Genomic DNA, 12,331 nt, shown 5'->3' on the forward strand with positions numbered 1-12,331 from the left:
GTCGAGGTGGCCGCCAGCGGCACCACCATCAGCTCCCGGCGCGGAACCTCCGCAGGCGCAGGCTGTTGCCCACGACGAAGACGCTCGAGAACGCCATGGCGGCGCCCGCCAGCATCGGGTTCAGCAGCCCGAGCGCCGCGAGCGGGACGGCCGCGACGTTGTAGCCGAACGCCCAGAAGAGGTTGCCCCGGATCGTCCGCAGCGTCGCCCGCGACAGCCGCACGGCGTCGGCGGCGGCGCGCAGGTCGCCCCGCACGAGCGTGATGTCGGCGGCCGCGATGGCCGCGTCGGTGCCCGTGCCCATCGCGATGCCGAGGTCGGCGGCCGCCAGCGCGGCGGCGTCGTTCACGCCGTCCCCCACCATCGCCACGACGCGGCCCTCGGCCTGCAGCCGGGTGACGACGGCGACCTTGTCCTCGGGCAGCACGTCGGCGACCACCTCGTCGATCCCCACCTCGGCCGCCACCTGCTCGGCCACCGCGCGGTTGTCGCCGGTGAGCAGCACGGGCCGCAGGCCCAGCTCTCGCAGCCGGGCGACGGCGGCCGCGCTCGTCGGCTTGACCTCGTCGGCGACGACGAGCAGGCCCCGCGCGCGACCGTCCCAGCCGACGGCGACGACGGTGCGCCCCTCGGCCTCCGCACGGGCCCGGGCGGCCTCCAGGTCGGCGTCGAGGTGCTGCGCCCAGTCGGCGAGCAGCGCGGGCCGCCCGACGACCACGGCGTGGCCCTCGACGACGCCGTGGGCGCCGCGTCCCGGGACGTTGGTGAAGCCCTCGACCCCCGGCACGTCCGCGTCGGCCTCGGCCGCCGCGTGGGCCACGGCCCGGGCGATCGGGTGCTCGGACGCCGCCTCGAGCGCCCCGGCGAGACGCAGCACGACGGCCCGGTCCTCGCCCGCGGCCGGTACGACGTCGCCCAGCGCCATCGCGCCCGTGGTGACCGTGCCGGTCTTGTCGAGCACGACGGTGTCGACGCGGCGGGTGGACTCCAGCACCTCGGGCCCCTTGATGAGCACGCCGAGCTGCGCGCCCCGCCCGGTGCCGACGAGCAGCGCCGTCGGCGTCGCCAGGCCCAGCGCGCAGGGGCACGCGATGATGAGGACCGCGACGGCGGCGGTGAGCGCGGCCGAGGCCGGGAAGCCGGCACCGAGCCACGCCCCGAGCGTCGCCACGGCGATGGCGATGACGACGGGCACGAAGACCCCGGACACCCGGTCGGCCAGCCGCTGCACCTCCGCCTTGCCCGACTGCGCGTCCTCGACCAGGCGCGCCATCTGCGCGAGCCGGGTGTCGTCCCCGACCCGGGTGGCCCGCACGACGAGACGGCCGCCGGCGTTGATCGTGGCGCCGGTGACGGCGTCGCCCGGCCCGACCTCGACGGGCACGGACTCGCCGGTGAGCAGCGAGGCGTCGACGGCCGACGTACCGCTCACGACCTCGCCGTCGGTCGCGACCTTCTCGCCGGGACGCACGACGAACTCGTCGCCCACCGCGAGGTCCGCCACCGCGACGCGGGTCTCGACGCCGCCGCGGAGCACCGCGACGTCCTTCGCGCCCAGGTCGAGCAGCGCCCGCAGCGCGTCCCCGGCCCGGCGCTTGGCGCGCTTCTCGAAGTAGCGCCCCGCGAGCACGAAGGTCGTGACCCCGGCCGCGACCTCGAGGTAGATGTTCGCCGCCCCGTCCGACGGCGCGACGGTGAGCTCGAAGGCGTGCGTCATGCCGGGCGTGCCGGCCGTGCCCCAGAAGAGGGCGTAGACCGACCACGCCAGCGCGGCCAGCGTGCCGAGCGAGACGAGGGTGTCCATCGTCGCCGCGCCGTGGCGCAGGTTGACCGCCGCGGCGCGGTGGAACGGCCAGGCGCCCCAGACGACGACGGGCCACGCCAGCGCCAGCGAGAGCCACTGCCAGTGGGTGAACTGCCACGCCGGCACCATCGCCAGCACGACCACGGGCACCGTCAGCACGGCCGAGGCCACGAGCCGGTCGCGCAGCGCACGCAGCTCGGTGGCGGCACGGTCGTCCGTCGCGGTCCCCGCGTCCCCGCCGGGAGCGCCCCGCTCGTCCGGTACGGCGGGCAGCTCGGCGCGGTAGCCCGCCTGCTCCACCGCGGCGACGAGCAGGAGCGGGTCGAAGCCCTCGGGCACCGCCACCCGCGCCTTCTCCGTCGCGTAGTTGACCGACGCCTCGACGCCGTCGAGCTTGTTGAGCTTGCGCTCGACGCGGTTGGCGCAGGACGCGCAGGTCATGCCGCCGATGGCGAGCTCGAGGCTGGTCGTGCTCATCGGTGCCCGCCCTCGTGGGCGCCGTCGCCGCCGTCCTCGACGCCGTCCTCCGCGCCGTGGTCGCCGGCCCCCGCGCGCTCGACCCATCGGTCGACGACGGGGTCGGGCACGAGCGCCGCGCCCGCGCCGTACGCGCCGGCGAAGACGAGGGCGAGTGCGCCGGCGTACAGCCCGAGCCGGGTCGCTGTGCGGGGTCCGTCCGCCATGGTTCCTCCTCCGGTGGTGCTCACGAGAGGAGAACATACCCCCGGGGGGTATCTGTTCCCAAGGTCGGAGGCGTGCTCACCCGTCCAGCGCGGAGATCACCTCGGCGGCAGCGGCGCGCTGGCCGGCGGGCAGGGGGTGGTACGGCGCGGCCTCGACGAAGTCGCTGCCGTTGATCCACGGGTCGTCGCTGCACAGCGCGTGGCCCTCGGTCGCGGCGAAGACGTCGACGTAGTCGGCGCCGGCCTGCTCGGCGGCCCGCTGCTGCGCGTTCACGAGCTCCTCGTTGAGCAGGCGAGCGAGGCCGAGCAGCTCGCCGTCGACGGGCAGGTCCGCGCAGCCCTCGGCGCCCGGCGGCACGACCTGGGGGTAGCCGACCACCAGCACCCGGGCCTGCGGAGCACGCTCGCGGACGGCGCCGATCACGGCGACGAGGTCGGTGGTGACGCGGGCGAGCCCCGCCTGCGCGGTCGCGAGGTCGAGGGTGGGGCACGTCGCGCCGGGCTGTTCGCACTGGCCGGCGAGCACGCCGAAGGCCCCGAAGTCGTTGCCCCCGGTGCTGAGGGTGACGACGTCGGTGTCGGCGGTCACGGCGTCGACCTGGGGCGGGAACGTCTGGCCGGCCAGCTGCTGGCTGCCCAGGAGGTCGGCCGTGGTGGCGCCGGAGCAGGACACGTCGACGAGCGTCGAGCCGCCGAACGCGCCGGCCACCAGCGACGGGTAGTTGACCTGCGAGCGCCCGCAGACGCCCGAGTCGCCCTGCGCCGGGTCGACCCCGGGCGCGGCCGTGTAGGAGTCCCCCATCGCCACGTAGACCTGGTCCGCGTGGTCGTCGGAGTCGTCGGTGCGCACCGCCGGACCCTCGGGGGTCTCCTCGGCCGCGGACGTCGCCCCGCTGCGCTCCCCGCCGGCCCCGCCGGCCCCGCCGGCCCCGTCCGAGCCCGACCCGTCGTCGCTGCAGGCGGCGAGGGCGAGCAGGAGGGCGGTGCCCGTGGCGAGGGGGCCCAGCAGGGGGCGGAGCGGACGCATGCGTCCAGTATCCGCGCGGCCCCACGCCGGGCCCTACGCCAGCGCCACCACGAGGTCGAGCACGACCTGCGGGTCGGTGAGCGACTCGCCCCACAGCTCGCGCACCTTGCCCATGCGGTAGCGGACGGTCTGCGGGTGCACGAAGAGGGCGGCGGCGACGTCGTCGCGCCGGCCCTGGTGGAGCAGCCAGGCCCGCAGCGTCTCCTCGAGGCGCGCCGCGGTGTCGGGGCGCACGCCGGCCAGCGGCGCGAGGGCGCGGGCCCGCAGCGCGGCGTGCGCCGCGGGGTCGGCGTGCACCACGAGCCGGGCGAGCAGGTCGTCGGTGTCGAGCACCCCGTCCGGTACGGCGAACGCCTCGCCCTCGGGTGCCCGCAGCGCCAGCGCGCGCTCGGCGCGGTCGTAGGAGGTGCGGGCCTCCAGCCACGGCACCGTCGGGCCGACGACCACGTCGCGCCGGGCCAGCGCCGCGAGCAGTGCGGGCCGCCGTACGTCGGGCACCAGCAGCAGCACCCGCTCGCCGTCCCCCAGGGCGGGCAGCTCGTCGGCCGGCTGCAGCGTCGCCGGGTCCACGATCGTCAGCGCCGCGCGGGCCTGCTCGCTGGGCACGACGAGCGCCGTCAGGGTCGTGGGCGGCGACCAGTCGACGACCTCGACGGCGGCGTGCACGGCGTCCGCGGGCGCCCGCTCCAGCAGGAGGTGCGCGACGCGCTCGAGGCGGCGGCGCCGCACCCGGCCGCTCGCCGCCAGCTCGTCGGAGTGGCCCGCGGCGCTGGAGGCCGACAGCTCGTCGATGAAGGCGAAGACCAGCTCGGCGAAGCCCGCGAGCGTGGCCGCGTCGATGTCGGCCTCGACCGCCGTGCGCGACAGCTCGCGCCAGGAGACGCGCGCGCCGATGCGGTACGCCGCGAGCAGCGCCTCCATCGAGCGGCCGCTCCGCGCCTCGCCGCGGCCCAGGTCGTAGGCGCCGCGGACGGAGGCGGCGGTCGGCGTGCGGGGATCGCGGGCGCCGCCGGAGACGAGCGAGACGAAGCCGCCGAGAGCCAGCTCGACGGCCTGGCGGATGGTCGCCCCCATGGGCCCCGACAGCGCGCCGGCGTAGCTGGGCACGTCGGCGATGATCGCCTCGACCGTGCGCCCGGCGACCTCGGGCAGCGCGGCCCGCAACGACGTGACGGTGGACGCGGGGAGGGTGACCCCGTCCTGCAGCGGTGAGTCCACGGTGCCTCCGGCCCTCCGGGGCGCGCCTGGGCACGCCGACCTTGTCCCGAGCGAACAACTCGCCCGGGTCGATTCAACCACCGGGCGTGACGGGATCACGCCGTCGGGACGCCACGATGGGGTCATGAGCTCCTTCGCTCCCCTGCTGCAGAGCCGCTCGGGCGGGTCCGGCACCCGCCCGGCCCTGCGGGCGCGCCTCGAGCGGCTGGCCAACGCGGCCGTCACGCCGCTCGTCCCGGCCGACTACCTCGACCTCTTCAACCCGCTGCGCGCCGGCGCCGAGCTGCGGGGGCGCGTCGTGGCCGTCGAGCCCGAGACCGCCGACGCCGCCACGATCGTCATCCGCCCCGGGTCGGACTGGGCGGGCCACGTGCCGGGCCAGTACGTCCACATCGGTGTCGACGTCGACGGCGTGCGCCAGTGGCGCGCGTACTCCCTGACCCACGGCCCGCGCCGCGACGGCCTCATCTCCGTCACGGTGAAGGCCGTCCCCGAGGGTGTCGTCAGCAACCACCTCGTCCACGAGGTGCGGGTCGGCACCCTGGTGCACCTCGAGCAGGCCACCGGCGAGTTCGTGCTGGCCCCCGAGGTCGCCGACGGCCCCGCCGACGGCCCCGCCGACGCCCCCGCCGACGGGCCGCGCGCGAAGCTGCTGTTCGTCACCGCGGGCTCCGGGGTCACCCCGGTCGTCGGGATGCTGCGCAACCTCTTCCCGGCCACCGACGACGGCGTCCTGCGGCTCCCGCGCAGCGCCCACCTCGACATCACCGTGGTCCACGTGGCGCCGAGCCGGCCCGACTCGATCTTCCGTCGCGACCTCGAGGCCCTCGACGCCGCCGGCGCGATCCGCCTCGTGGCGCGGTACGACGACGAGCACGGCCTGCTCGACGTCTCCCGGCTCGCCGACCTGGTCCCCGACCTGGGCGAGCGCACGACGTACGCCTGCGGCCCCGGCGGTCTCCTCGACGCGCTCGAGGCCCACCACGCCGAGGCCGGGCTCGAGCTCTTCACCGAGCAGTTCCGGCCCGCCAACCTCGTCGTCGCCGAGGGTGGCGAGGTCAGCTTCACCCGCACGGGCGCGACCGTCGACGCCGACGGCGCCACCACCCTGCTCGACGCCGGCGAGTCCGCCGGCGTCCTCATGCCGAGCGGCTGCCGCATGGGCGTCTGCTTCGGCTGCGTCCTCCCGCTCAAGGAGGGCTCCGTGCGCGACCTGCGCAACGGCGAGGTGACCACCGCGGTGCCCGGCGAGGTCGGGCCCGAGGGCATCCGCATCCAGACCTGCATCACGGCCGCCGCCGGCCCCTGCCACATCGAGATCTGAGGGGATCCACCCATGACCGTCGTCAGCAAGAAGTCCGAGAGCCCCATCGCCCACCTGTCGCCCGAGGACGTCGAGGAGCTGGGTCGCGAGCTCGACGCCATCCGCCAGGAGGTGCTCGACGCCCGCGGCGGCAGCGACGCGGCGTACATCCGCAAGGTGATCGACGTGCAGCGCAAGCTCGAGCTGGGCTCGCGCGCCGTGCTGCTCGCCAGCGCGTTCCCGCCCGCCTTCGTCGCCGGCACCATCGGGCTGTCGATCGCGAAGATCCTCGAGAACATGGAGATCGGGCACAACGTCATGCACGGCCAGTGGGACTGGATGCGTGACCCGAAGATCCACTCGACCACCTGGGAGTGGGACAACGCGTCCACGGCCGAGGGCTGGAAGCACAGCCACAACGAGCTGCACCACACGTACACGAACATCATCGGCAAGGACAACGACCTCGGCTACGGCATCATGCGCGTCGACGAGGACCAGCGCTGGTACCCCTTCTACCTGGCGCAGCCGGTGTGGAACTTCATCAACGCCTGCTTCTTCGAGTACGGCATCGCCGCCTACGACCTCGAGCTCGGCAAGAACCTGAAGACGCCGAAGGACAAGCGTCCCGAGTCGTTCAAGAAGTCGGCGCGGGCCACGCTGGCGAAGATCCGCAAGCAGGCGACGAAGGACTACGTCGTCCACCCGCTGCTGTCGGCGCCCACCGGGTCGCTGCTGCCCACGCTGGCCGCGAACTTCACGGCCAACCTGGTCCGCAACCTGTGGAGCCACTCCGTCATCATGTGCGGCCACTTCCCCGAGGGCGTCGAGACCTACGAGAAGGCCGCCATCCCGGAGAAGGAGACCCGCGGCGAGTGGTACCTGCGCCAGATGCTGGGCTCCGCCAACATCTCCGGCTCCAAGGCCATGCACCTCATGACGGGCAACCTGTCGCACCAGATCGAGCACCACCTCTTCCCCGACCTGCCGAGCAACCGCTACGCCGAGGTCGCACCGAAGGTGAAGGCGCTGTTCGACAAGTACGAGCTGAACTACCACGAGGCCCCGCTGGTGGCGCAGGTCTACTCCGCCTGGCACAAGGTCGTGCGCCTCTCGCTGCCCAACGGCTGGCTGGAGACGACCAACCGCTCGAACCTGCCGGGCCAGCTCAAGCTGCTGTGGGCCATGACGACGGGGGACCGCAAGGTCCGTCGCGTCGCGCAGCTGCGCCTCGACCAGCAGGCCCGCCGCCTCGCCGCGGCGCGGAAGGTCGAGAAGGCCGCCTGAGCCGACGCCGAGGCACCACGACGGGCCGCGGGGATGCACCAGCATCCCCGCGGCCCGTCGGCGTGACGTGGCACCCTCCGATCCGTTGGATTGGCGGGGTGAGCCGCGGGGTAGGGAGCGCCCCGGCCGGGCTCGCCACCCGGTAGCCTCACGTCGCTCGCCCGAAGGCCCGGGCGCTGGAAGGAATCCGTCATGACCAACTGCACCGCCTGCGGCCACGAGCTGCCGCCCGACTCCGCGTTCTGCGAGGAGTGCGGCACCCCGAGCGACGCCACGAACGTCCACGGCTCCGGCAACCACCCCACGCAGCCCTTCGGCGCCACCGGCTCCCCGTCGTACGCGCCCCAGGGGCAGTACGGCGGCCCCTCCGGCGAGGCGCCCACGACCTTCTCCGGTGCCTACGGCCAGGGCGGCCAGGGCGGCCAGGCCGGCCAGGGCGACCAGGGTGCGCCTCCGCCGTACGGTGGTGGCTACGCCGCGCCCCAGGGCGGCTACGACCAGGGCCAGTACGGCCAGGGCGGCTACGACCAGGGCCAGTACGGCCAGGGCGGCTACGACCAGGGTGGGTTCAACCAGGGCGGCTACGGGCCCGGCGGCTACGACGGCGGGGAGTACGGCGCGCCCCCCGGCGGGGCGGGCGGCTCCGGGGGCAACGGCAAGCGCAAGTGGATCATCATCTGGTCGATCGTCGCGCTGCTGGTTGTCGCGGCCATCGTGGCCGTGCTGATGCTGACGGTCTTCAAGGGTGACGACAACGGCGGCGACGACGACCCGGGCGGCGACGACACGTCGTCGACCGAGGGCGGCGACAGCGGCTCGGGCATCGAGCTCGGCGCGGTGAACGAGGTCGAGATGGACGGCGACGAGGCCGTCATCGAGGTCGAGGCCGAGGCCGGGCAGATCATCGTGCTGTCCTCCGAGCAGGAGGACCTCTCCGACCCGACCTACGACTTCGACGACTTCTACGTCGACGAGGGCTGGTTCGAGGGCGCGGGCGTCAGCGGCTGGGACGCGGCCGAGGACGGCACGCAGGAGATCCGGATCGCCTACGACGGCGACGAGGACCTGACGTCGATCGAGGTCTACGTCGACGTCATCGACGCCGAGCGCATCCAGCCGGGCGACGAGGTCGAGCTGGCCGACGGCGCCGAGGTGGGCGCGGCGATCTACGAGGACACCGACGGGGAGTACGCCGTGCCGAGCGGCATGTTCACCGACTTCTTCTGCAGCGACGGCGACGAGTGCACGCTGTACGGCGAGGTGCTCGCCGTCGTCACCGACTCCGGCCTCACGATCGAGGAGACCGACGCCGACCCCAGCCCGACCGACGAGCCGACGACGTCGGGCACGCCGGGCGCGGCGGTCCTGCCCGACGGCAGCACCTCGGGCGGCACGACGATGCCCCCGGGCGGTGCCAGCACGACGATCACCGCGACGGCGTCCGGCGTCATCACGATCGAGCTCATCGACGTGGCCGGCGGCGGCTCGGGCGGGGCGATCGACTTCCGCCTGCGGGTGCTCGACGGGGCCCGCGCCGAGCTGTGCAACCGCGACAGCTCGTACGACGACGAGGAGTGCGCCATCGAGGTCGTCGAGGGCGAGGCCTACAAGATCGAGGTCACGGAGTACACGGGTGACCCGGCCGCGACGAGCGACTTCCGCCTCAACATCGTGCCCGGCGGCGAGATCTTCTGAACCGCTGATCGACCACCCGTCGCGCTATTGAACGCGTGACAACAAGCCGGTGTCTGCGCCATGATCCCGACCATGGCGCAGACACCGGCTCGCTCCGGCGACACCCCCGAGCCCACCGACCTCGCAGTCCCGGGCGACCCGTCGACCTCGGCGGACGACGCCGGGGCCGCCGGCAGCACCGGCCCCGCCCCGCACGACGAGGTCGTGCGTGACGTCGCCCCCGCCGAGCACGTCGACGTCCTGGTCGTCGGCGCCGGCCTGTCGGGCATCGGCGCGGCGGCCCGCATCGCGCAGGACCACCCCGGTCTCTCGCTCGTCATCCTCGAGTCGCGCGAGCGTCTCGGCGGCACGTGGGACCTCTTCCGCTACCCGGGCGTGCGCTCCGACTCGGACATGTTCACGCTCGGCTACCGCTTCAAGCCGTGGCTCGGCGAGAAGGCCCTGGCCGACGGCCCCGCCATCCGGGAGTACGTGCGGGAGACCGCCGAGGAGTTCGGCCTGACCGAGCGCATCCGCTACGGCCACCGCGTCGTCGGCGCGTCCTGGGACTCGGCGGCCGCCCGCTGGACGGTCGAGGCGCTCGTCGACGGCGAGCCCACGACGTACACGGCCGGCTTCCTCTACTGCTGCTCGGGCTACTACGACTACGCCTCGGGCTACCGGCCCACCTTCCCGGGCGAGGAGCAGTTCGGGGGCACGTTCGTGCACCCGCAGGACTGGCCCGAGGACCTCGACGTCAGCGGCAAGCGGGTCGTCGTCATCGGGTCCGGGGCGACCGCCATCACGCTGGTGCCGTCGCTGTCGTCGGGCGAGGGCGCCGCCGCGCACGTGACGATGCTGCAGCGCACCCCGACGTACGTCATCTCGATCCCGGCCAAGGACAAGCTGTCGCTCGCCCTGCGCAAGGTGCTGCCCGAGATGACCGCCTACCAGGTGGTGCGCTGGCGCAACGTGCTGCAGCAGATGGCGTTCTACAACGTGAGCCAGAAGTTCCCCGGCCCCGTGAAGAAGGCCGTGCGGGCCTACACGCGCCGCCAGCTGCCGCAGGTCGACGTCGACACGCACTTCAACCCGCCGTACGACCCGTGGGACCAGCGGTTCTGCGTCGTGCCCGACAGCGACCTCTACAAGGCGCTGCGCTCGGGGCGGGCGTCGGTCGCGACGGGTCGCATCGAGACGTTCACGCCCACGGGGATCCGGCTCGAGGGCGGGGAGGAGCTCGAGGCCGACGTGGTGGTGACCGCGACGGGGCTCAACCTGCTGGCGTTCGGCGGCATCCGCTTCGCGGTCGACGGCGAGGAGGTCGCGCTGCCCACCACGATGGCCTACCGCGGCCTGATGCTCACCGGGCTGCCGAACTTCGCGTACACGATCGGCTACACCAACGCCTCGTGGACGCTCAAGGCCGATCTCGTGGCCGACTACGTCTCGAAGGTGCTCGGGCGGCTGCACGGCTCGGGGCTGCGCAAGGTCGAGGTGCGGCGCGACCCCGCGGTCCCCGAGGAGCCGTTCATGGACTTCGAGGCGGGCTACGTGCTCCGCTCGATCGACCAGCTGCCCAAGCAGGGCGCCGAGGCCCCGTGGCGGCTGCGGCAGAACTACGTGGCCGACCTGCGGGCGATCCGCGGGGCCGACCTCGACGACGACGCGCTCGCCTGGTCCTGAGCCGGTCCCGGCCGCGGCGTGACCTCGGCCACCCCACCCCCCGCGCGGGGGGTGGGGAATCGTCGTACGTCGGGGCGCACGGCTAGGTTGGTCGCGTCGGCCCGTCCCGTCTCACCTCGGACCGAGCGTCCGCCCCTCGTGGCGGCGGACGTGGCCGCTCCGACGCGGCACGTGCCCGCCGGCCCCGTCGCCGGCCGGGCCCCCAGGTGGGACGTCAGCTGACGAAGGTCGACCCCCCTCATGACTTCTCCCGGTTTCGCCGATCTCGGCGTGCCCACCGCCCTCTGCGACGTGCTGTCCGCGCAGGGCATCACCGTCCCCACCCCGATCCAGGCCGCCACGCTCGGCGACTCGCTGAACGGCCGTGACGTGCTCGGCCGCGGCCGCACCGGCTCCGGCAAGACCTACGCGTTCCTCCTGCCGCTGGTGGCGCGCCTCACCGCCGGCGCCGCCCGCCGTCCGCGCCCGGGCGCCCCGCGCGCCCTGATCCTGGCCCCGACGCGCGAGCTCGTCGGGCAGATCGAGGAGTCGCTGGCCCCGCTGGCGGCCGCGAGCGGCCTCACGACGCGCACCGTCTTCGGTGGCGTCGGCCAGAACCCGCAGGTGCAGGCGCTGCGCCGCGGCGTCGACATCGTCGTCGCCTGCCCCGGCCGCCTCGAGGACCTCATCGGCCAGGGCCACTGCAGCCTCGGCGACGTCGAGATCACCGTGCTGGACGAGGCCGACCACATGGCCGACCTCGGGTTCCTGCCCGCCGTACGACGCCTGCTCAACGCGACCCCGAAGCGCAGCCAGCGGCTGCTGTTCTCGGCGACGCTCGACAACGCCATCGACGCGCTGGTGAAGCAGTTCCTCCACCAGCCCGTCACCCACGAGGCCGACTCGGCGCAGTCGCCGGTCTCCGCGATGGAGCACCACGTGCTGCACCTCGCGAGCCGCGACCACCGCCTGCCGGTGCTCGTCGACCTCACGAGCGGCTCCGACCGCACCGTGGTCTTCACCCGCACGAAGCACGGCGCCAAGGCGCTGGCCCGCCAGCTCAACAAGGCGGGCGTGCCGGCGGTCGACCTCCACGGCAACCTGTCGCAGGGCGCCCGCACCCGCAACATGGACGCGTTCCACGCCGGCCGGGCGACCACCCTCGTGGCCACCGACATCGCGGCCCGCGGCATCCACGTCGACGACGTTGAGCTCGTGGTGCACGCCGACCCGCCGGCCGAGCACAAGGCCTACCTGCACCGCTCCGGGCGTACGGCGCGCGCCGGCGCCGCGGGCACCGTCGTGACGCTGATGACCGACGACCAGGCGCGCGACGTGCGCGCCCTGACGAAGGCCGCCGGCATCCGACCGCGCACGACCAAGCTCGCCGGGCCCACCGACGCGGTCCTCGCCGAGCTGGCCCCGGGCGAGCGCACGCTCGTCCCCGGTGGTCTCGACCTGACGACCGAGGTCGCCTCGGGGGGCCGCGGCTCGGGCTCGACCTCCGGCTCGGGTGAGGGCTCCGACGAGCGCCGCGGTGGCGGGGGCGGCCGACCGCGCCGGCGCCGTGGTCGCAGCGGCTCCGGCGGGGGCTCCGGCCAGGGCGGGTCCGGCTCGTCGCGTCCCGCCGGCGGTCAGGGCGGCTCCGGCGGCTCCGGCCGCTCCGGCTC

9 protein-coding genes are annotated in these 12,331 nt (G+C 74.5%); 5 read left to right on the forward strand and 4 right to left on the reverse strand.

Going from position 1 to position 12,331, the window contains the following annotated elements; translation table 11 throughout:
- Positions 1–28: 28 nt before the first annotated feature.
- The 4 genes from KK617_RS03445 to KK617_RS03460 all read right to left on the reverse strand — a co-directional run bounded on the left by KK617_RS03445 (position 29) and on the right by KK617_RS03460 (position 4,732).
- Entirely contained in the window at positions 29–2,281 is a 2,253-nt protein-coding gene (locus KK617_RS03445) for a heavy metal translocating P-type ATPase (RefSeq protein ID WP_277498115.1), read from the reverse strand.
- Positions 2,278–2,487, reverse strand: coding sequence for a hypothetical protein (locus KK617_RS03450; RefSeq protein ID WP_277498116.1), 210 nt, complete (start codon positions 2,485–2,487; stop codon positions 2,278–2,280). The genes KK617_RS03445 and KK617_RS03450 overlap by 4 nt, the downstream gene beginning before the upstream one ends.
- Before the next feature lie 76 nt (positions 2,488–2,563).
- Positions 2,564–3,514, reverse strand: coding sequence for an SGNH/GDSL hydrolase family protein (locus KK617_RS03455; RefSeq protein WP_277498117.1), 951 nt, complete (start codon positions 3,512–3,514; stop codon positions 2,564–2,566).
- Between the two features lie 33 nt (positions 3,515–3,547).
- Positions 3,548–4,732: a helix-turn-helix domain-containing protein gene (locus tag KK617_RS03460; RefSeq protein ID WP_277498118.1), complete on the reverse strand. Its 1,185-nt coding sequence runs from the start codon at positions 4,730–4,732 to the stop codon at positions 3,548–3,550.
- 124 nt (positions 4,733–4,856) lie between these two features.
- Between KK617_RS03460 and KK617_RS03465 the strand changes: the two genes are divergently transcribed.
- The 5 genes from KK617_RS03465 to KK617_RS03485 form a co-directional block, all read left to right on the forward strand.
- Entirely contained in the window at positions 4,857–6,056 is a 1,200-nt protein-coding gene (locus tag KK617_RS03465; protein WP_277498119.1) for a ferredoxin reductase, read from the forward strand.
- Between the two features lie 12 nt (positions 6,057–6,068).
- The gene (locus tag KK617_RS03470) at positions 6,069–7,322 is read left to right on the forward strand and encodes an acyl-CoA desaturase (protein WP_277498120.1); all 1,254 of its coding nucleotides are present in this window, start codon (positions 6,069–6,071) and stop codon (positions 7,320–7,322) included.
- Between the two features lie 192 nt (positions 7,323–7,514).
- A complete protein-coding gene (locus KK617_RS03475; protein WP_277498121.1) occupies positions 7,515–9,017 on the forward strand; it encodes a zinc ribbon domain-containing protein in 1,503 nt (500 codons plus the stop codon).
- Between the two features lie 72 nt (positions 9,018–9,089).
- Complete coding sequence (locus tag KK617_RS03480; protein WP_277498122.1) at positions 9,090–10,682, forward strand: NAD(P)/FAD-dependent oxidoreductase; 1,593 nt, start codon at positions 9,090–9,092, stop codon at positions 10,680–10,682.
- A 240-nt stretch (positions 10,683–10,922) separates the two neighbouring features.
- The coding region (locus tag KK617_RS03485) for a DEAD/DEAH box helicase (RefSeq protein ID WP_277498123.1) at positions 10,923–12,331 on the forward strand (1,409 nt) is incomplete at its 3' end.

The sequence above is a fragment of the Nocardioides sp. ChNu-99 genome, assembly GCF_029493445.1.
Classification (GTDB): domain Bacteria; phylum Actinomycetota; class Actinomycetes; order Propionibacteriales; family Nocardioidaceae; genus Nocardioides.